The 20545-nt window shown below is 28.3% G+C and carries 20 protein-coding genes; 15 read left to right on the forward strand and 5 right to left on the reverse strand.

Annotation, left to right across the window (positions count from 1 at the left end):
• Window positions 1-22 precede the first annotated feature (22 nt).
• From KTC94_RS00695 to spo0A, 6 genes are all read left to right on the forward strand, one after another.
• The gene (locus KTC94_RS00695) at window positions 23-862 is read left to right on the forward strand and encodes a TlyA family RNA methyltransferase (protein ID WP_216302512.1); all 840 of its coding nucleotides are present in this window, start codon (window positions 23-25) and stop codon (window positions 860-862) included.
• Between the two features lie 31 nt (window positions 863-893).
• Window positions 894-1775 (forward strand): NAD(+)/NADH kinase, encoded by an 882-nt coding sequence (locus KTC94_RS00700; RefSeq protein ID WP_165412070.1) that lies wholly within the window; start codon window positions 894-896, stop codon window positions 1773-1775.
• The gene (locus tag KTC94_RS00705) at window positions 1744-2196 is read left to right on the forward strand and encodes an arginine repressor (RefSeq protein WP_165412069.1); all 453 of its coding nucleotides are present in this window, start codon (window positions 1744-1746) and stop codon (window positions 2194-2196) included. The genes KTC94_RS00700 and KTC94_RS00705 overlap by 32 nt, the downstream gene beginning before the upstream one ends.
• Window positions 2197-2207: 11 nt before the next feature.
• Window positions 2208-3896, forward strand: a complete 1689-nt coding sequence (recN, locus tag KTC94_RS00710) for a DNA repair protein RecN (RefSeq protein WP_220319496.1) — start codon at window positions 2208-2210, stop codon at window positions 3894-3896.
• A 292-nt stretch (window positions 3897-4188) separates the two neighbouring features.
• Window positions 4189-5418, forward strand: coding sequence for a SpoIVB peptidase (spoIVB, locus tag KTC94_RS00715; protein ID WP_216302514.1), 1230 nt, complete (start codon window positions 4189-4191; stop codon window positions 5416-5418).
• 205 nt (window positions 5419-5623) lie between these two features.
• Window positions 5624-6439: a sporulation transcription factor Spo0A gene (gene spo0A / locus KTC94_RS00720; protein WP_165412066.1), complete on the forward strand. Its 816-nt coding sequence runs from the start codon at window positions 5624-5626 to the stop codon at window positions 6437-6439.
• A 205-nt stretch (window positions 6440-6644) separates the two neighbouring features.
• Here spo0A and KTC94_RS00725 read toward each other — a convergent pair whose 3' ends face one another.
• Window positions 6645-7457, reverse strand: a complete 813-nt coding sequence (locus KTC94_RS00725) for a hypothetical protein (protein WP_220285921.1) — start codon at window positions 7455-7457, stop codon at window positions 6645-6647.
• Window positions 7458-7751: 294 nt separating this feature from the next.
• Between KTC94_RS00725 and spoIIM the strand changes: the two genes are divergently transcribed.
• The 6 genes from spoIIM (at window position 7752) to scpB (ending at window position 12600) form a co-directional block, all read left to right on the forward strand.
• The gene (gene spoIIM, locus KTC94_RS00730) at window positions 7752-8402 is read left to right on the forward strand and encodes a stage II sporulation protein M (protein WP_220319497.1); all 651 of its coding nucleotides are present in this window, start codon (window positions 7752-7754) and stop codon (window positions 8400-8402) included.
• Window positions 8399-8626, forward strand: a complete 228-nt coding sequence (locus tag KTC94_RS00735; RefSeq protein WP_220285920.1) for an endonuclease III — start codon at window positions 8399-8401, stop codon at window positions 8624-8626. The genes spoIIM and KTC94_RS00735 overlap by 4 nt, the downstream gene beginning before the upstream one ends.
• Window positions 8627-8669: 43 nt before the next feature.
• Window positions 8670-9548: a tyrosine recombinase gene (locus tag KTC94_RS00740; RefSeq protein ID WP_216302515.1), complete on the forward strand. Its 879-nt coding sequence runs from the start codon at window positions 8670-8672 to the stop codon at window positions 9546-9548.
• A 225-nt stretch (window positions 9549-9773) separates the two neighbouring features.
• Complete coding sequence (locus KTC94_RS00745; RefSeq protein WP_216302516.1) at window positions 9774-10955, forward strand: D-alanyl-D-alanine carboxypeptidase family protein; 1182 nt, start codon at window positions 9774-9776, stop codon at window positions 10953-10955.
• 303 nt (window positions 10956-11258) lie between these two features.
• On the forward strand, window positions 11259-12014 hold the full coding sequence (locus KTC94_RS00750) for a segregation/condensation protein A (protein WP_216302517.1): 756 nt from the start codon (window positions 11259-11261) through the stop codon (window positions 12012-12014).
• Window positions 12001-12600, forward strand: coding sequence for an SMC-Scp complex subunit ScpB (gene scpB, locus KTC94_RS00755; RefSeq protein WP_165412060.1), 600 nt, complete (start codon window positions 12001-12003; stop codon window positions 12598-12600). Before KTC94_RS00750 ends, scpB begins: the two co-directional genes overlap by 14 nt.
• A gap of 123 nt (window positions 12601-12723) precedes the next feature.
• Here scpB and ytfJ read toward each other — a convergent pair whose 3' ends face one another.
• Window positions 12724-13146 carry a GerW family sporulation protein gene (gene ytfJ / locus KTC94_RS00760; RefSeq protein WP_216302519.1) on the reverse strand — a complete coding sequence of 141 codons (423 nt, stop codon included), beginning with the start codon at window positions 13144-13146 and terminating at the stop codon, window positions 12724-12726.
• A complete protein-coding gene (locus tag KTC94_RS00765) occupies window positions 13139-13711 on the reverse strand; it encodes a DUF2953 domain-containing protein (protein ID WP_220319498.1) in 573 nt (190 codons plus the stop codon). The genes ytfJ and KTC94_RS00765 overlap by 8 nt, the downstream gene beginning before the upstream one ends.
• 99 nt (window positions 13712-13810) lie before the next feature.
• On the opposite strand from KTC94_RS00765, the gene KTC94_RS00770 reads away from it, so the two are divergent.
• Window positions 13811-14941 carry a D-alanyl-D-alanine carboxypeptidase family protein gene (locus KTC94_RS00770; protein WP_220319499.1) on the forward strand — a complete coding sequence of 377 codons (1131 nt, stop codon included), beginning with the start codon at window positions 13811-13813 and terminating at the stop codon, window positions 14939-14941.
• A 292-nt stretch (window positions 14942-15233) separates the two neighbouring features.
• Here the strand turns inward: KTC94_RS00770 and KTC94_RS00775 are convergent, their stop codons facing one another.
• Entirely contained in the window at window positions 15234-16826 is a 1593-nt protein-coding gene (locus KTC94_RS00775; RefSeq protein ID WP_165414966.1) for a recombinase family protein, read from the reverse strand.
• Between the two features lie 238 nt (window positions 16827-17064).
• Here KTC94_RS00775 and KTC94_RS00780 point away from each other — a divergent pair, with 238 nt between their 5' ends.
• Window positions 17065-17217: a hypothetical protein gene (locus KTC94_RS00780; protein ID WP_165414967.1), complete on the forward strand. Its 153-nt coding sequence runs from the start codon at window positions 17065-17067 to the stop codon at window positions 17215-17217.
• A gap of 212 nt (window positions 17218-17429) precedes the next feature.
• Complete coding sequence (locus tag KTC94_RS00785) at window positions 17430-19748, forward strand: ATP-dependent Clp protease ATP-binding subunit (RefSeq protein ID WP_165414968.1); 2319 nt, start codon at window positions 17430-17432, stop codon at window positions 19746-19748.
• Window positions 19749-19796: 48 nt separating this feature from the next.
• Here the strand turns inward: KTC94_RS00785 and KTC94_RS00790 are convergent, their stop codons facing one another.
• Complete coding sequence (locus KTC94_RS00790) at window positions 19797-20483, reverse strand: phosphatase PAP2 family protein (protein WP_216302522.1); 687 nt, start codon at window positions 20481-20483, stop codon at window positions 19797-19799.
• Window positions 20484-20545 lie beyond the last annotated feature (62 nt).

Raw genomic sequence — 20545 nt, forward strand, 5'->3', positions numbered from 1 at the left:
GTGGAGTCTTAAGGAGTTTTTTATGTTAGAAGATAAACAAAGATTAGATGTTCTTGTAGTTAAAAGGGGAGTTCTATTTTCAAGAGAAAGAGCAAAGGAAAATATAATTTCCGGAAATATATTTGTGGATGGTATTATGACTACTAAATGTGGGAAAAAAGTAGATATATCATCTAGTATTGAATTCATAGGAGAAGATATTCCTTATGTAAGCAGGGGTGGATTAAAGCTTCAAAAGGCTATAAATTCTTTCGATATTGAACTTAAAGATAAAGTTTGCCTAGATATAGGCGCATCTACAGGCGGGTTTACAGATTGCATGCTTCAACATGGAGCATGCAAGGTATACGCTATAGATGTTGGAACAAATCAGTTAGGTGATAAATTGAGAGGCGACGTGCGAGTAGTATCCATGGAAAATACAAACATAAGATATTTAAATGTAGATAGTATAGGAGAACTTGCCGATTTTGCAAGTATTGATGTATCATTTATATCCCTGGAAAAAGTTATTCCCAATTTACTTAACCTATTAAAAAATGATGGTAGCGTTGTAGCACTATTAAAGCCACAATTTGAAGTAGGGGTAGGCATCGTAAATAAAAAAGGTGTGGTTAAAAAACCTAGTGAACATGTAAAGGTAATAGTTAGAGTTTTAAACTTTCTGAGATGTCTAGATGTAAAGGTTATTAATGTTAATTACTCATCGATAAAAGGACCTAATGGGAATATTGAATATTTAATTTATTTTACAAAATCTAAAGAGAACTATGTGAATTATATTGAAGATAATATAACTCACATAGTTAGTGAAGCTCATAAAGATTTAAATAGGGTAAGCGAGGATAAAAATAATAGTTGATATATGATATAGAAGGCGGCAAGGAGGGAATATGAAAAAAATTGGCATTAATATAAATACAACTAAGGATGAAGATGGGAAAATAAGTAAGTATGTAAAAAATATTATTAGTAAGTATATAGATGATACTAACATATTTGTATTTAAAGATTCCATTGGCCTTGAAAATATAAAATATAACGATTTAGATATTATTATTGCTTTAGGTGGAGATGGAACTATTTTAAGAACATCGCGAAATTTAAACAACTCTAATATCCCAATTTTAGGTGTGAATATAGGCAATCTGGGATTTCTTTCTAGTGTGGAGTTACTAGAGTTTGAAAATGCTATGAAAAGATTTAGTGAAGATGATTATTATGTAGAAGACAGAATGATGCTTAATTGCACTTTGCCATATCGAGATAAAACTGAAGAATATACTGCTTTAAATGATATAATTGTATCAAAGGGAACACTAGCGAGAGTTGTTAAATATGAATTACACATAGATAATAAGTTTTACATTGAGTTTACAGGGGATGGGCTTATAATATCTACGCCAACAGGGTCTACAGCATATTCATTATCTGCAGGAGGGCCTATAATTTATCCTAACTTAGATGTTATAGCTGTAACTCCTATTTGCCCATTATCTTTATATATGAGAACTATAGTGCTGGACTGTAAAAGTGAAATATCTATAAATATAAAAAGTGAACATGAAAGCATATTTTTGACATTAGATGGACAACGGGCAATAAAGCTAAATAACTATGAAAAAATATTAGTAAGTGTTTCAAATAAGAAGTGTAGATTGGTTAAATTTAATGATTATAATTATTTTGAAATTTTGAGAAAAAAAATAATTTCTAGAACAATGGATTGTGAGGGAGAAAAAAATGAAGATTTCACGTCATGCAAAAGTAATTGAGATTATCCAAGCTAATGAGATTGAAACTCAGGAGCAGTTAGCAGAAGAACTAAAAAACAATGGATTTGATATTACTCAAGCAACTGTATCGAGAGACATAAAGGAATTGAAATTAATTAAGGTTATGAATGCACATGGAAGTCACAAGTATGCAACTAGTTCTCCAGCAGATACCTTTTTATCAAATAAATTGGTTAATATTTTTTCTCAAACAGTTCTTTATGTTGACCATGTAGATAATTTTATAGTATTAAAAACGATTTCTGGAGCTGGAGCTGCTGCTGCTGAAGCTTTAGATTCTTTAAAGTTCAATGGTATTGTAGGTACTATAGCTGGAGATAATACTATATTTATTTTAGTTAGAAAAGAAGAAGAGACAAAAGAGATAATCCAAAAAATTAAAAAAATGATTAGTGAATAGGAGGAGGTAGTATGCTCCTACAATTAAATATTATGAATTTTGCCCTAATTGAAAAGTTAAGTATTAATTTTGAAAAAGGATTTAATGTCCTTTCTGGTGAAACAGGAGCGGGAAAATCAATTTTAATTGATGCTATAAATTATGTATTAGGGGGTAAATTCAATAAGAACTTAATCAGGACAGGTGAAAACAAAACTTATGTTGAGGCAATATTTAGCATTGATACTAAAAATAACAAAAATGCTTTAGATGAGATGGATATTGATTATGAGGACATGGTATTTATAAGTCGCGAAACTTTTCAATCTGGGAAAAGTATTGCAAAAGTTAATGGTAAATCATTGCTACTCTCAAAGGTTAAGTGTATTAGTAAAAATTTATTGGATATTCATGGTCAACATGATAATCATAATTTATTAGATAAAGTCAATCATATATTTTATGTGGATTCCTTTGGAACTGATAAAATTCATAAGGTTCTTGTGGGATATAATGAGAAATATGTAAGAATGACTACAATCAAAAATAGAATTAATAAACTTGAAGGAAATGAAGGACAGCGAGAAAAAAGAATCGATTTCTTGAATTACCAGTTAGAAGAAATTAAAAGCGCCAATCTCAAAATTGGTGAAGACCAGGATCTTTTAGAAAAATATGCAATCATTAGCAATGCAGAAAATTTGGAAAAACATTTATCAAAAAGTTATGCATTATTAGATACCAGTGATGAGGAAAATACTTCGGTTTTTTATAATTTAGCTATGGCTATTAGGGAATTAAGAAGTATAGAAAAGCACATGGAAAAAATAAAATTAATTGCAGACTCTATAGAAGAAAGCTATTTTAATATAGAGGAAAATATTACGGATTTAAGAAACTTAAAAGAGACAATTTATTATGATGAAAAAGAATTAGAGTATATGAATAGTCGAATAAGCCTGATTAACACTTGTAAGAAGAAGTATGCACCTACCATTGAGGAAATTTATGAATATAAAGAAAAAATCCAAATTGAATATGAAGAATTAATTAATAGTAGTGATATAATCATTGTTCTTAAAAAAGAAAAAATAGCTCTTGAGCGTGAAATGAAAATTATAGCAGATCAGATTCATGAAATTAGATCTGATACAGCAAAAAAACTCCAAGGTAAAATAAAAGATGAATTAAATTATATTGGCCTTGAAAAAAGTGAGTTCTACATAGAAGTAAAACTCGTAAATGAATTTTATGAAAATGGCTGTGATAAAGTTCAATTTTGTATATCTACTAATCCTGGAGAACCACTAAATCCATTAGAAAATATTGTGTCTGGTGGGGAATTATCACGTATAATGCTTGCACTCAAAACTGTATTCGTTAATAAGGATGAAATACCTACTGTTATATTTGATGAAATAGACACTGGTATTAGTGGTAGAATCGCGCAATGTGTTGCAGAAAAGATGTATTCAATATCATTAAACCATCAAATCCTTTGTGTAACACATTTGCCCCAAATAGCTAGTATGGCAGATACAAATTATTTAATATCTAAAAATGTTTTAAAAAATAAAACTTATACCAATGTTATAAAAATGAATGATGAAGAAAAGCAACAAGAAATAGCTAGAATGATTGGTGGTACACAGGTTACTAAATTAACCTTGGAAAATTCTAAAGAAATGATAAATATGGCAAAGAAACAAAAAAAATATTAATTTTGTTATTTAGGTTAGCATAGTTATAAAAATAGGTTAATAGGGAAAAGTAAAGTCATAATTTTATGGCTTTATTTTTTTCGTTTTTTTTAACCTAAAGTATAAAGCCTCTAAGTTTGTATAATTAATAAAAATGTAAAAATAATTGCAATAGAGGGTAATTTTTTTAATTTAGTATAAATTAGTTTTGAATCTATGTCTTTGACTATTTTTGAATTAATGTTATAGCATAATATGGAGAATTCGAGGGTAACTTAAAGTTATAAATATAAGAGAAAAGGAGGTAAAGCTTATGAAGAAAAGGTTAAATATAATATGTTGGATTATAACACCTTTAGTAGTAATAATTGCTTTAAGTGCGTATCTTAAAGTCCAAAATAAAATTGTTGCAGCATATGATAGACCAATGGAAACATTATATTCTAACAAACTTGTAAAAGTAAAAGACGATAAAGACATTATTCTTAATAAACCAGATATAAATAATAAAAAGAAAAATGAGAAAAAAGTTAATTTAGAAAATAGCTTAGAAGTTGAATCAACATTTATAAAAGACAAATCAGATTTAATGGTTTATCCAGGAGGACAACCAATTGGTGTTAAATTGAATACTAAAGGTGTTTTAGTAGTAGCTTTATCTGATATTCAAGGTATAAATGGTAAAACACCAAGTCCTGCCGCAAATGCAGGTGTACAAATAGGTGATAGTATAATAAGTATAAATAATGTTGAAATAAATCATGCAGAAGATGTAATAAGATTTATAAATAAAGAAAAAAATACAGAACTCACTCTTAAATTACAACGTAAAAATGATTTAACATTTTTTCAAGTTAAAATTAAACCAACTATTGATTCAGAAGATGGAAAACAAAAAATTGGTTTATGGGTACGCGACTCAACTGCTGGTGTAGGAACATTAACGTTATATGATGATAAAACTAAAAAATTTGCTGCGTTAGGTCATCCTATTACAGATGCTGATGCCGGAACAATATTGAATGTTAATAATGGTGTAATTATATCATCTAATATTGTATCAGTAAAAAAAGGAACAAGAGGAACTCCAGGAGAGTTAAGAGGACTTTTCATAGATGAAAGCAAAATAAAAGGTCAAATAACCAAAAATACTGAATGTGGTATATTTGGAGAAGGAACTAAAAGTCTTATAAATAATAAATTTAGTAAACCTATGAAAATAGGACTAAGAAATGAAATTAAAGAAGGAAAAGCTCAAATTTTAACCACTATAAATGGTAGTGAACCACAATTGTTTCAAATAGAAATTCAGAAACTATTACCTCAAAATAAATCCGGATCGAAAAGTATGGTCATTAAAATTACAGATCCTAGGCTTCTAGAAAAAACTGGCGGCATAGTGCAAGGTATGAGTGGTAGTCCAATAATTCAGAATGATAAGATTATTGGTGCGGTAACCCATGTTTTAATTAATAAACCTGATTTAGGATATGGAATATATATAGAATGGATGTTGAAAGATGCAGGTATTTTATCAAATTAACTAGCATTATTTAAAAAAAGGGGTTAAAATAGATATTAAGCAATAAAGGATAGCGGATGCTATCCTTTATTTTATAAAAAATGATAAATAATGATAAATAATTATTTATTTGTAAATTTTCTTAATATAAGAAGGAATTGTAATTCTTTTGTCGAATTAATATTTGTTAAGATATGGGAATTTATTTATAAAGGGGAGTTATAATATGGAAGAAGCTAGAATTAGTGTGCTTATTGCAGATGATAATAAAGAATTTTGCAATATTTTAAATGATTATTTATTAAGCCAAAGAGATATTATGGTTACAGGTATTGCAAAAGATGGAATAGAAGCTCTTAAGTTAATAAAAGAGAGAAAGCCTGACTTGGTAGTATTAGACATAATAATGCCACATTTAGATGGTCTTGGGGTACTAGAAAGATTGGGTAGTATGGACCTTGAACCAATACCAAAAATAATAGTATTATCTGCAGTTGGGCAAGATAAGATTACACAAAGAGCTATTGCATTGGGAGCAGATTATTATGTAGTAAAACCATTTGATATGGAAGTTTTTACAAAGAGAATAAGACAAATGTTTAATAATACAATTTCAAGTGATAACAGCAAAAAATCAATATCTTTTATTGATACATCTGAAACTAGAAAAAGTAATCATAACGAACCAATGGATTTAGAAGCTGAAATTACAAATATAATTCATGAAATTGGTGTTCCAGCTCATATTAAGGGATACATGTATCTAAGAGAAGCAATCACTATGGTAGTTAATGATATTGAACTTCTATCCGCAGTGACGAAGGAATTATATCCATCTATTGCTAAAAAATTCAACACAACTGCTAGTAGGGTAGAAAGAGCAATAAGGCATGCTATAGAAGTAGCATGGGGACGTGGTCAAGTTGAAACAATAAATAAAATATTTGGTTATACCATACATAATGCTAAAGGTAAACCAACCAATAGTGAATTTATAGCTATGGTAGCCGATAAGTTAAGATTACAAAACAGGGTTTCTTAGCCTTATATAACGACGGTTTCAGACCGGTTTGTTTTTTATCGAAGTTAATTATTTAGTTAATATTGAGTTATAAAACAAAAACTAATAGACTTATTCATTTATTAAGTAAATGAATAAGTTTATTTTTATGGAAATAATTGATACTCATAAAATGTAGTAGATTAGCCAATAGTTTCATAGGGGATTTTGATATAGAAATATGAGTTTATTTTTTGAAAATCATACTTCTTATTATATAAATTCTATTCGGAGAAGCGTATCCCATAGCTAAATAGGACTTTCCATATTCTAAAGCAAAAGTTAAACCCTCACTTTCTCCTGGGTTATTAAAATGATAAGTTGCAATTATTATACCTTCATAATTTAATATTGTAATCTTATTATTTGTATATAAATAAATGTATTTGCCATCTGTTTCTAAGCCTTGTGGAACACCTTGCGTAGCAATATTAAAAGTATTTATTACATTCATGTTGGCTAAATTTATAATAGTAAATGTTGGATTACCAATATCAGCTCCACTTGAAATGGTATGGAGTATTAAATAATCATGGACATTATCTATAGCAAGTAAGGCTGATGTTCCCAAACGTTCATAGCTTAAATTACTTAATATTGTACTTGTAGTATAATCAACAACATAAATATGAGTTAAATTAGTTCCTCCACCATTAGCAATATAAATTTTGTTTGTTTTGGTTCTATATCCAAGTTCAGCACAATGGCCTAGAGACATAGATGCTGTTTCACATATTTTCTTTCCTGACATATCATATTTAATTATTTTCCCGTTTCCAGCTCCTAAATCAAAGCCACAATAAAAATGTCCATCAAAAAATGTTAATCCTTGAAAATTTTTAGTGGATGGAATACGAAATAGTAATTCATATTGAAATTTTTCTGTTTTATTATTCGGAGATATTCTGTCATTTTTAATAGCAAATGTTAAATTATTATCGAAAGTATTAATAGATAAGGCCAAGGCACACACGCATAAGTATCTTCTATAAGTTTTCAATTTAATAACACCTACCTTTTATTTTATAGTATGTTTATAATCATAAATTTTAATGCTAGCGATTTCTGCGACATGGCAAAAAAATATTCACTTATGTAGTAAAGTAAATTAAATATGCATATAACCATCTTTGATATCATAAATATGAATTAAGTTATAATATTGCAGCACCGCAGGTGATAATTTAATTCATATAAGGGGGATTTTAGCATACATATAACGTAAGTGAATTTTAACAATATATTATGAATAGCTAAAAAACAAGCAGAATGATCAACAAAAGGGGGAAAAATTATGTCATCTAATACTTTAATGGGAAACATAAACAAACATATACAAGAAAATTTTTGGCTATATATTATAAGTATTCTTTGCGTATTTACAGGTATAATTTTAGGAATCTACAGTGTGAAGTACATGGGGGATTTTGAACGAAATGATTTAGTAAATTACTTGATGAATTTTATTGATCCTTCAAATACAAGTGGGATTAGTTATAAATTAATATTTTTACAATCGATTAAAAATAATCTGCCTGTGATTATTTTTCTTTGGTTTTTAGGTTTAACTATTATCGGGATACCAATAATTATAATTATTGATTTATTGAAAGGATTTACAGTTGGATTTACCTTTAGCTTTATGATTAGCGGCCTAGGAAAGAATGGCATTGGTATAGCAATACTAGGGGTGATACCTCAGAATTTAATTTATATTCCATGCATTATTTTTGCATCTGTAGTATCAATGGAATTTTCTATAATGCTACTTAAAAGTAAGTTCAATAAACAATGGACAAGTAGTTTATCTAGCAGAATAATATATTATAGTGCAATATTCATTGTAATAATAATTTTCTTGTTTATAGGGATAATTATAGAATCTTATATTGCACCGCATTTTGTTAAAAATCTTATTAATAATTTGGGAGCAGTAAGCAAATGAAGCATAAGGATGTATTGCACTTTATAATGTTAACAATAAAATGTTTTGTGATTTTACTAGTAATTGGAATTTACTTGCCTAAAGCTGTGGATTACTTGCTTCAAAATTTAATTAATAATACAAAAATCTACAAAAATAGTGTTGTAGTTTACAAATTAGTTGATAATAATTATAAATTAATTTATAATTATATTCTTACATTTTATTTATTCTTTAGAGTATAATGTATGTATATATTAATATTCTCTATAATATGGGAGATACATTATGAATGATTTATTAAAAATCTATAGCGATAATTTAAAAAACAATAAACTAACGAGAAATACTATTGAAGCTTACACTCGAGATGTTAAACGTTTTATTGAATTTATAGAATATAAAAATGAAAGTATAAAAACGGTTGATTGCATAACAATAATGGCATATTCTGAGTATCTTAGAAAAGAAGGTCGTGCAAATAGTTCCATAGCAAGAAGTATAGTTTCCATCAGAAATTACTATAAATATCTTATTAAAAACGATTTTGCAGAACATGACCCAACAGCCTATTTTTCAATTGCAAAAATTAAACGAAATATACCTCAAATTCTATCTATCGAGGAGATAGATGAATTATTAAATCAACCAGAAGAGTCAACGATTAAAGGATGTAGAGATAAAGCAATGCTAGAATTAATGTATGCTACAGGCATAAAGGTTTCAGAACTTTTAAGTTTAACAACATATGATATTAATTTAGAATTGCTATACATAAGGTGCAATAATGGTAAGAAAAATGAAAGAATAATTCCTATTGGTACCCAGGCGGTTAGATGTCTATCGCAGTATTTAAAGACAAGATCTATTATAAACTTAAATAATTTAAGTTTACTCTTTTTAAATATAAAAGGGGATAAAATGACAAGGCAAGGCTATTGGAAAATTATTAAAGAGTATGCTAAAAAGACTAATATTAAAAAAGCTATAAATTCTTATACAATAAGACATTCATTTGCTGTGCATTTATTGCAAAATGGCGCTGGTATAGCCTCAGTTCAAGAACTATTAGGTCATAATAGTATGTCTACAACTCAAATTTACTCAACTATAGTTAAAAAGAGCAAAATTGCTGAAATTTATAAGAATACTCATCCTAGAGCATAAGATAAATGATTTAACTACAATGTAGAATTTAAATAGAATATAGAAAAATCCGCTTTCACTAATTATGAAGGCGGGTTTTTATTTTTGTTTTTAACTATAATAATTTTTTTATTTTATTATAAATAAATAGTGATAATATTAATGCAAATTGGTAAAAATAATGTTATGAATTTTAATCAACGCAGACATTTTTGTCTAGCGAAAAGTAATAAGAGGAGGATACATATGAAAAGGAACTTTAGGAACGTATTATGTTTAATTTTAACGTTGATTTTTACAACACAGTTTTTCTGTCTGCCAGCTAAGGCAGAAGGAGAAAATAAGGATGATAAAGGAATTGTAGTAGAAGCAAAGTCAGCACTACTAATGGAACCATCCACTGGCAAAATAATATATGAAAAAAATTCTCATGAGAGATTTGCACCAGCATCAGTAACTAAAATAATGACTATGTTATTAGCTATGGAGGCCATAGATTCTGGTAAGATTAAATTACAAGATAAGATAACCGTAAGTGAAAACTCGAAAAAAATGGGTGGAAGTAGTATGATTCTTGAAACTGGTGAAATTAGAACCGTGGAAGAAATTTTAAAAGGGATTGCCATTGCATCAGGAAATGATGCAGCAGTGGCAATGGCAGAATATCTAGGTGGCAGTGAAGGTGCTTTTGTAAATATGATGAATGAAAGAGCAAAAAGTCTTAATATGAAAGATACTGCTTTCAAAAACTGCACTGGTCTAAGTGCAGTAGGGCATTTTACAACTGCCTATGATATTTCAATTATGTCTAGAGCACTATTAAAACATCCTAAAATATTAAAATATTCAGGAACCTACATGGAAACTATTTCAGAGGGCAGAAAGTCACCTATAGGTCTTGTAAATCATAATAAGCTTGTTAGATTCTTTGCTGGATGTGATGGACTCAAGACTGGATTTACAAATGAGGCAATGTATTGTATGTCTGCGACTGCAACACGAAGCAATGTAAGGATGCTTGCAATAATTATGGGTGCGCCAACTTACACAAAAAGAAATAGAGATGCTAGCATGTTAATGAATTACGGATTTACAAAATTTGAGACGAAAAAAGTAATAGCAAAAGATCAAGGATTAGAAAAAGTAATTTTAAATAAGAAAGGTGATAAGTTCCTAATAGCTAAAGCACATAAAGATTTCCTTATAACCCTTGAAAAAGGTAATAAAAATAAAATAACTAAAAAATTTGTTATGAAGGAAGGTTTGAAAGAGTATAAAAAGGATGTCGCAATTGGATTTTGTGAAATATATGTCGATAATAAGTTAAGTGGTAAGATTGTTATTTACAGCGATAGGGATATAAAAAAATCTAGAGTGTGGGATAATATTAAAAATAACTTTACAGACTTATTTGATAAGGCGATTTAACAAAACTTTATAGTAGTGTTTACAGATTTATGTAGATATAAAAATATAGCTTCTGGGCAATAAATTATTTGCTTAGAAGCTAAGTTTTTATAAAATAATATACTTTAGGAATTAAAATGTCAGACTTAATTGGGAATATTACAAATATTAAAGGACTTGAAAAGTGTAATATGAAATAAAACAAGCTAGTAAATTGACTAGTTATTTTTCCAAAGATGAATTATACTTAGAATAGACTTGATATAAAGAAATCAAAGTAAAACTTATATTTCTTTAAAATTATTTATTTAGGAGAGAGTGTACATGCCATTAAGTATAAAGGTAACTAATTTTGAAGGCCCATTTGACTTGTTATTACATCTTATTAAGAAAAATGAGATGAACATATATGATATCAATATTGTTGAAATCACAAATCAGTATTTGGGGTGTCTTAAAAGTATGAAGGAAATGGATTTAGAGGTGACATCAGAATTCATAGTTATAGCCGCAACTTTAATTGAAATTAAATCGAAATATTTGTTGCCTAAAAATAAAGAGGATCATAGCGAAGAAGAAGAAATTGATGTAGAAAAGGAATTGCTAAATAAATTGATAGAATATAGAAAATATAAAACTATAGCTGAAAATTTAAAGGTGTTGGAACAGGGTACAGGTATAATGATTAGTAAAAAACCAGAAATAATTGAAGAGGATAATGAAAACACTAAGGAAATGGATTTTTTGAAAAATATTACAATGCTTGATTTGTACAATTCATACAATAATTTAATGCAAGTATATATAAATAAAATGAATACTGATAATATTATAAATAAAAAAATCCTATTAGATGAATATAAAATAGAAGATAAAATGGAGGAATTAAAAAGAGAGCTTGAATGTTTTGGAAAAATTCATTTTACAAAGTTAATATATGGATATTCATCAAAGTTAGAAATTATTGTTACGTTTCTAGCATTACTTGAGCTTATAAAGATTAGAAGTGTGATAGTAATTCAAGAAAGTAATTTTAAAGATATATATTTAGAAAGGGTAAATGAATATGAACGAATTTAACACTAAACAATTAGAGATTGAAGAGGTTTCTACTAAAAATATATATTTTTCTATTATAGAATCATTGCTGTTTGTTGCCGGTGAATCATTAAAGCTAACTGAAATAGCGAATATATTAGAATGTAGCATTGGTTTCACAAGAGAATTAACAAATGAATTAAGAGCAAAATATGAAGAAGAGCAAAGAGGAATTAAAATTATAGTAACTAATGATGAATACCAATTTGTTACAAAATCTTGCAATAGTGAATATGTACAAAAGCTATTAAAGACAAGTATTAGACAATCTTTATCTCAAGCGTCTATTGAAACTTTAGCAATAATTGCGTACAAGCAACCCATAACCAGAGTGGAAATCGAGGAGATAAGAGGAGTTAAGAGCGATAGAGCAATTTATACATTGTCAGATAAAAAATTAATTAAAGAAACTGGACGAAAAAATGTTCCGGGAAGACCAATTATTTATGCAACCACGGATGAATTTCTTAAACATTTTGATTTTCAGAGTCTAAATGAAATGCCTTCTTTAGAGGAGATTAACAAAGAAAAAGTACAACAAAATATTGATAGCAATCAAACTGAGTAGATATTTTTTGAAGGCAACTGATGTATACACTTATTAACCCCACTATAATAAAATTTCCAGTGGAAAATTCTTATTATGGTGGGGTTAATATTTTTAATATATAATTTGAACAATTAAGAGAAGTTATTCAGAATACTTATCGCTATCTTCGCATTCTGTATTCTTATCACAACTATCTTTAAACATACCCTTAATAATATCGATAACCTGTGGTACAGTATCAACGATTTTATCATATGTATTTTGCTGATCTACAGGCAATAGTCTTACTGAATCGTTTTTAACAACTAAAAATGCAACGGGCTTAACAGTGACTCCAGCTCCAGAACCACCACCAAAAGGATAGTTATTACTTGAGTCAGAAGACGTAACACTATTGAATTCACTACCTCCAGATGCAAAACCAAAACATACTCTTGAAATAGGGATAATTGTAGTCCCATCTAATGATTGGATAGGTTCTCCTACAATGGTATTCACATCTATCATATCTTTTATGCTTTCCATCGTGCTCCTCATCAAATTTTCAATTGGATGATTATCCATGTATATTTCCTCCTTTATATTTTTTTATATTCATTTTGTTATGTTTTATGGTTATAAGGCAAATTAACATAATAAATGCTATATAAGTAATTTTTGCTAAATTGACGTAAATTATACTCGAAATTTCCATAACAAAATCATTTTTTTTAAAATGAGGGTTAACTTTAAAATCAATATTTTTAACTTTTACAAAATCTGTTAATATTAAATACAAAAAACTATAAGTTGAATGAATTAAGCCAAATAAAATAGCGACCAATGCAGCATCATCAAATCCATATTCTAGTTTAGTATTTAAAGTTAATGTTGGTTTGAATTTTAATTTCTTAATTTTATAGGTAATTAATTTTATATCGCTTAAAATTAAAGACTTAAAGAAATTTTCTTTTAGGCTACCTTTTAAATCATTTTTATTACCATTTTTTAAAACTTTTTTAACCTTTAATTTCTTATTATAAATGTAAATTCCCAAAATTTTGTTTGAGTACTTAAGGGTTATTTTTAAATGGATTGGAAATAATATAATTATTATAGTTAAAAGAAATACTATTATACATTTAAACATCTTAACCTCCCAATCTATCTAATAACTGGTATTATGTCCAATAATTTATAAAAATATCAACTTGTGTATATAATATTCAAATTTAAGAGAGGTGAAATAATGAGAAAAAATTTTAAAGTATATTTATCATTATGTTTAAGTTTGTTTTTTCTATTTTCGTCATTTGTTGAAAATGTTTTTGCAGAGGATTTATATGTTAATGCTATAAGTGCTATAGCAATAGATGCTGATTCGAAAATTGTTTTATATGAAAAAAATGCATATACACCAATTGAAATTGCAAGTACTACAAAAATACTAACGGCGCTTGTAGCAATAAAATGTGGAGATTTAAACAAGAAAATAATTGTATCAGAGAAAGCAGCATCTATACGCGGTTCAGAAATAGGATTAAAAAAAGGAGAGGAAGTAACCTTAAAAGAATTGTTGTATGGACTCTTGTTGAGATCTGGAAATGACGCCGCAATTGCAATTGCTGAAGGAATTAGTGGAAGTGTTGATGAGTTTTCAAAGCTTATGAATGAGTATGCTTTAGAAATTGGATTATTGAATAGCAACTTTGAGTCTCCTCACGGGTTAGACAGTGCAAATCACTATTCTACAGCGTATGATTTAGCTTTAGTTACTGCAAAGGCAAAAGAAATTAAATTTTTTAATGATATAGTAGGATCTAAAGATGTGGATGGTAAACAGAATAACTTTACTAGAAGTTACCACAATATAAATAAAATTTTATATCTTTTACCAAATTCAACAGGAGTAAAAACAGGATCTACTGGAAAGGCAGGTAAATGTTTAGTAACTTCTGTTAAAATTCAAAATAGAGATGTTATTATAATTACACTAAATTGTACACCTAGATGGAAGGAAACTGAGAAAATAAGTAAGTATGTTGAAAAAAATTATGAATACAAAAAAATAATCAGTAAAAATGACATTTTAGAACATCTAAGCATAAAAGACGGAGTGGGTAATGTTGAAATAGTAAGTAAAAGAGATATTATAATTCCAGTAAAAAACAATCAAAAAATAGAATTCAAAATTAGAAAGCCACTAAATGAGATTTATGCCCCAATACATGAAGGGGAAGAGGTTGGTAGGATAGATGTATATGCAAATAATAAACTCTTATTTACAGAAGCCTTAGTGGCTAAAAATTCTATAAAAAAGAAAAATAAGGTTAGACAAGAATTTGATAAAATTAAAGATTTAATTATACCTAACAAATAAGAGAGAATATAAGTCTCTCTCTTATTTGTTAGAAAACTTTAACAGTGTACAAATACAATTTATGGTTATTTTTCAAGGTGATTCATTGATAATAATGATTTATATAATTTAGATTTTTCTAATATGTGGGAATGATTAATTATGAATATTAAATTTAAGTTGTAACAAATTTCACAATTTCAAATATTTTAATAGTATAGTACTTTAGGAGGTTAGAATGATGAGTTATGAACCCTACGATTGCATTGATGTAGGAAGTGAATTTTGTCCTTGCCACACTAAACTGCGATAATCAGTTTAGTGTTTTAATTTTTACAATGCCTCTAGCGCCATCCCAGTATATTGAGTTTACAATATTATTAATTAATAAGCGTTTGTTATTAAAATCTAAGATATCCATTATTGATGAAAAGCTATTTGAAGAATTTAAAAATTTATCGACAATCGGATTATTATTTTTAAATTTATAGGAAGTAGAGGCTAAGTCTTTATATTTAACACTTAATTTTTCTAATTCAATTCCTAATTTGTAAATTTGAGGCCTTATATATTTGGATATTTCATTGTCCAAAGATAATTGATTTACTAGAATATCTATTTGATCTTGTTTTATATTTATTTGTGATGATAAACTCTCTATTTCAGATTGTACCAAATTAGTTTTTGATAGTTCGGATTTTATTTTATTTAACTCCTCTAATAAAATATTTCTTGAAATTGTGATATTTTTTAAATTATCTATAACTACCTTTTCGAGTTCATCTACGCGTACATTAGGATTATTACATCGCTCGCCTTTTGAATAATCTTTAGTACTACAAACATAATACTGGATTTTTTTATTAGTTGTTGCACTAATATGACCATGTTTAACAATCATACTTTTACCACATTTAGAACATTTTAAAATTCCGGTAAGTAATGCTGCTGCAGAGGTTCCGAGCCGTGGTGCCTTGTTTTTATTATCATCTAATATTTGTTGAACCTTAAGCCAATTGAAAGCATCAATAATTCCTTCGTGTTTAGAAATAGCAGCTATCCATTCAGTTATATCTCGTTTAATCCTAGCACCTTTACTCTTATTATAAGTTATAATACCTTGTTTATCATTAGCTTTTCCCATTACATTCATGCCAATAAGCTGAAGGTGATTCATAACAGCTTCATTTGCTCTAACGTAAAGGGGGTTTCTTAATATAAGTTGAATCCTTTTCTTATTAAAGTCAGCGCCGTTTTTTGTTTTAATATTCTTTTTAAAGATGAAAATAAAAACCTGGCTAATAGATTTATACTGTAGATATTTATCATAAATAATTTTTACTACATCTAATTCCTTTTTTATGGGTGATAATGTATACATAGATTTTTCTCTAAATTCACCATCCAAATAGGATAGTTTTCTACTTTCATACCCCAAAGGGGTTTGACCTCCTAACCATCTTCCACTTTTAGCGAGTTCTAACATATTGTCACGAACCCTTTCACCAATAGTTTCACGTTCTAGCTGCGCAAAAACAGATGCAATATACATCATGGCACGACCCATAGGGGTTGATGTATCAAACTGTTCATTAACACTTATAAAGCTAATGTGTAAACTATCTAATTCATTTATAAGAGTAGTAAAATCAGAGATATTCCTACTAATTCTATCCAGTCTATAACAAATTAGTACATGAAATTTTTTTTCCCTTGCATCAATGAGCATTTTTTGAAACTGAGGCCTTTTGATATTTTTTCCTGAAAAACCTTCGTCCTCATATATTATAAATTTTTCGATTTCTAAATGATTACATTCATGTTTACATAATTCAATTTGGTTAATTATCGATTCGCCTTTTCCTGTGATTTTTGATTTTCTGGAGTATATAGCGGCAATTTTCAATTTATTACTCCTTAATAATTGATTTATAAAATTTATAAAAGCTTATATAAGCATTATAAATAATTATGATATATTCTATAAACTATAATTTCTTCACAAAATAAAGATATGTATTTTAGAAAAATAATATTACGTAATCATGTATATAATTAAATATATATAGGTATATACATGATTACGTAACACTAAGGTTTAAAGATGCATACTATAATATAATAGTTTATTTGGAGGATTATAAATGAAAGTTAATTCTACAATTGTTTTAGAATTAAATAAAAAAGAAGTAGAACTCTTGGATGAGCAGTATACAAGGACTGTTGCGAAAATAATAGCTTCAGAGCTTACGTTACAAGAAATGAACGAATTAATAGAAAAGTTAATGATTAGCTAAGATATTTCAAATTGCAGGAAAAACAGCACTACAATAAAAAGGAATATATGTATAATAGTAGAATAAAATAGAAAAGTAAAAGAGTTAAAATAATAAGGAGCAGTTATTCTATTAATGAGAAATAAACAATCAGAATATATCGAACAAATTCTATTGAAAGATGATATACTGTTATAATATTGTATACAACATAAAATATGGAGATGATTTATATGAAGTTATGTGAAATATGTAAAAAAAATATTGCAATGATATTAACATCAAGAATTGAGAATGGAAAAACCGAAACTATAGGATTATGCATAGAGTGTGCTAAAAAAAGGGGTATTCCAGTTATGGATCAATTAGTGCAACAAGCTGGATTATCCTCAGAGGATATTGAAAACTTAAATGAACAAATGGGTAATATGTTCAAAAATATGAATTTAGAGGATATAGATCTTGAGGATTTAAATGCTCCCAATATGGATATTGAGAATGGTGATAAAAAAAAGACCATTGGTAATATTTTTAATGGATTATTTTCACCTGTTGATGAAAATAGTGATTTTATAGAGGATGAAGGTCAAATCTCATCAAAGATTAAAGAAACAGCTGAAGATAAATCAAAAAAGAATTGGTTTAAAAAGAAGCGAAAGAATTTAGATACATATGGTATAAATCTAACTAACAAAGCAAATCAAAATGGCGTCGACAAGGTTGTTGGACGGGATAAAGAAATCGATAGAGTGGTACAGATTTTAAATAGGAGAAGCAAAAATAATCCAATATTAATTGGAGAAGCAGGTGTTGGTAAAACAGCTATTGCAGAAGGGTTAGCTGTAAGAATTGTAGAAAAACAAGTTCCAGAAAAATTATTTAATGCGGAAGTTTACCTGCTTGATTTAACTGCGGTGGTTGCAGGTACACAATTTAGAGGGCAATTTGAAAGCCGCATGAAGTCAATTATTGAAGAAGCTAAGGAAAATGGAAATATAATATTAGTTATTGATGAGGTGCACAATATTATGGGTGCTGGTGAGGTTCAGGGGGGTGCAATGAATGCAGCAAATATTTTGAAGCCAGCTTTGGCCAAGGGGGAAATACAAGTTATTGGAGTTACTACATTGGAGGAATATAGAAAATATATAGAAAAAGACGCAGCACTCGCGAGAAGATTTCAGCCAGTCCTAGTTGAGGAACCTAGTATAGCTGAGACAATAGAAATTTTAAAAGGAATAAGAGGCTACTATGAAGAATACCATAAAGTTAAAATATCTGATGAAGTAATTGAAGAAGTTGTAAATTTATCTGAAAGATACATAACAGAAAGATTTCTGCCAGATAAAGCCATTGATGTTATTGATGAGGCCGGTTCTAGAGCTAATTTAAAAAATAAAGGTCTTGTCGAACTTGCAGAATTAAAAGAGGAATCAGAAAAAATTCAAAATGGAAAGAAGGAAGCTGAGGTTGCCGGAAATTTTGAAAAGGCTGCAGAATATAGGATGAAGCTATGCAAAGTAAAAGAAGATATTAACGAAACTCAAGAAAAATATAGTGATGTTCAAATTACTCTAGAGGATATTGCTTTTGTGATTGAGTCATGGACTAGAATTCCAATTAAAAAAATTACAGAAAAAGAAGCGAAAAAGCTATTAAATTTGGAAGGTAGGCTACACAAACGAGTTATAGGTCAAAATGAAGCTATTATAAGCTTATCTAGAGCAATTAGGCGGAATCGTTCCGGATTTAGAAAAAAGAAAAAGCCATCTTCTTTTATTTTTGTAGGACCAACAGGAGTTGGAAAAACAGAGCTAGTTAAAGCACTATCTTGTGAGCTTTTTGGAAGTGAGGAGTCATTAATTCGTATAGATATGTCTGAATACATGGAAAAACATACAGTTTCGAAGCTAATTGGTGCACCACCAGGGTATATAGGATATGATCAGGGTGGACAATTAACTGAAAAAGTCAGAAGAAAGCCATATTCAGTGATTCTTTTAGATGAAATTGAAAAGGCTCATCCGGATGTATTTAATATGCTGCTTCAAATTCTTGAAGATGGAATACTAACAGATAGTCAAGGCAGAACTGTTTCCTTTGAAAACACTGTAATAATAATGACGTCTAATGCAGGTACTAAGTTTAATTCAGGTAATATTGGTTTTGTTCAAGGTGATTATGATATCTTAGAATCACGTGTAAAGGACGCTTTAAAAGAAACATTTAGACCAGAATTTTTAAATAGAGTAGATGAGATTATTGTATTTACCACTCTTAAAAAGGAAGAGCTACGTAAAATAGTAGATTTAATGATGATGGAAGTAATAGGAGAGGTAAAGGAAAAGAAAATTACAGTGCATGTTTCAGAAGATGTAAAGGACTTTATATTAGAAAAAGGATACGATGATAAATACGGTGCAAGGCCACTTCGAAGAACTATTCAAAAATACATTGAAGATGAAATTGCAGAGCATTATCTTGAGAATAAATTTAGTGAAGGATCAAATATATCCATAGAATTAAAAGATGACAAAATTGTTATAATATAAAGTTAAAAAGCTGCTGAAAATTATTCAGCAGCTTTTGATTTAGCAGTATTATTGTTCAATATCTTGTTTTGTGAAGGTATAAACTTTTTTGGAATTATAAAGTTTGTAATGTTCTTCTACATAAATGATTGAAGTGAATATCACATTACATAAGAATATTGCGAAAAAAATATCCATTATTACGTGTTGTTTAACAAATTCAGTGGATATAATAATGAGAAATCCTAAGATATTAACTGGAATTTTAATACGTTTTCTAGCATTAGCAGCGTTAATCCCTTTAACAGCTAGGTATGCAGTAATTACATGGATGCTTGGAAAACAATTATATGGTCCATCAGAATTATAGGTAAATAAAATCAGCTTCGAGAATATATCATCCCCTGTAACAATAGGCCTTGGAACAGTTGTTTGAAAAAAGTAATAAGTGACAAAAGCAACAACATAACATAGGACTAAAGTAAGCATAATCCTATAATAAACTTTTCTGTTCTTAAAGCATAAATAAATAAAACAAAATGCTAAGAAAAACCACAAAGTCATATAAGGTATTATAAAAATTTTTATAAGTGGTAAAGATCTATCTAAATCAGTAGTTAGATCATAAACTCCTCTTTGAGTATTATTTAATGTCCAATAGAATAAATTGGAAAAAGGAACAGAACCAATAAGTAATAATGGCAATAATTTTTTTAAAAGAGCTTTCAAATAATCAGTCCTTTCTTCAATGACCATTTTAACGGAAAATAACAATAATTTCAATGATTTTTGTAAAAAGTTTTTATGAATATTATGTA

Origin of the sequence: Clostridium sp. CM028, from assembly GCF_030585565.1 — a bacterium.
Lineage (GTDB): Bacteria > Bacillota > Clostridia > Clostridiales > Clostridiaceae > Clostridium_AD > Clostridium_AD estertheticum_B.

Coding starts and splice junctions, on each gene's coding strand:
- KTC94_RS00695 (WP_216302512.1), top strand. CDS start 23: ATGTTAGAAGATAAACAAAGATTAGATGTTCTTGTAGTTAAAAGGGGA.
- KTC94_RS00700 (WP_165412070.1), top strand. CDS start 894: ATGAAAAAAATTGGCATTAATATAAATACAACTAAGGATGAAGATGGG.
- KTC94_RS00705 (WP_165412069.1), top strand. CDS start 1,744: ATGAAGATTTCACGTCATGCAAAAGTAATTGAGATTATCCAAGCTAAT.
- recN (WP_220319496.1), top strand. CDS start 2,208: ATGCTCCTACAATTAAATATTATGAATTTTGCCCTAATTGAAAAGTTA.
- spoIVB (WP_216302514.1), top strand. CDS start 4,189: ATGAAGAAAAGGTTAAATATAATATGTTGGATTATAACACCTTTAGTA.
- spo0A (WP_165412066.1), top strand. CDS start 5,624: ATGGAAGAAGCTAGAATTAGTGTGCTTATTGCAGATGATAATAAAGAA.
- spoIIM (WP_220319497.1), top strand. CDS start 7,752: ATGTCATCTAATACTTTAATGGGAAACATAAACAAACATATACAAGAA.
- KTC94_RS00735 (WP_220285920.1), top strand. CDS start 8,399: ATGAAGCATAAGGATGTATTGCACTTTATAATGTTAACAATAAAATGT.
- KTC94_RS00740 (WP_216302515.1), top strand. CDS start 8,670: ATGAATGATTTATTAAAAATCTATAGCGATAATTTAAAAAACAATAAA.
- KTC94_RS00745 (WP_216302516.1), top strand. CDS start 9,774: ATGAAAAGGAACTTTAGGAACGTATTATGTTTAATTTTAACGTTGATT.
- KTC94_RS00750 (WP_216302517.1), top strand. CDS start 11,259: ATGCCATTAAGTATAAAGGTAACTAATTTTGAAGGCCCATTTGACTTG.
- scpB (WP_165412060.1), top strand. CDS start 12,001: ATGAACGAATTTAACACTAAACAATTAGAGATTGAAGAGGTTTCTACT.
- ytfJ (WP_216302519.1), bottom strand. CDS start 13,146: ATGGATAATCATCCAATTGAAAATTTGATGAGGAGCACGATGGAAAGC.
- KTC94_RS00765 (WP_220319498.1), bottom strand. CDS start 13,711: ATGTTTAAATGTATAATAGTATTTCTTTTAACTATAATAATTATATTA.
- KTC94_RS00770 (WP_220319499.1), top strand. CDS start 13,811: ATGAGAAAAAATTTTAAAGTATATTTATCATTATGTTTAAGTTTGTTT.
- KTC94_RS00780 (WP_165414967.1), top strand. CDS start 17,065: ATGAAAGTTAATTCTACAATTGTTTTAGAATTAAATAAAAAAGAAGTA.
- KTC94_RS00785 (WP_165414968.1), top strand. CDS start 17,430: ATGAAGTTATGTGAAATATGTAAAAAAAATATTGCAATGATATTAACA.
- KTC94_RS00790 (WP_216302522.1), bottom strand. CDS start 20,483: ATGGTCATTGAAGAAAGGACTGATTATTTGAAAGCTCTTTTAAAAAAA.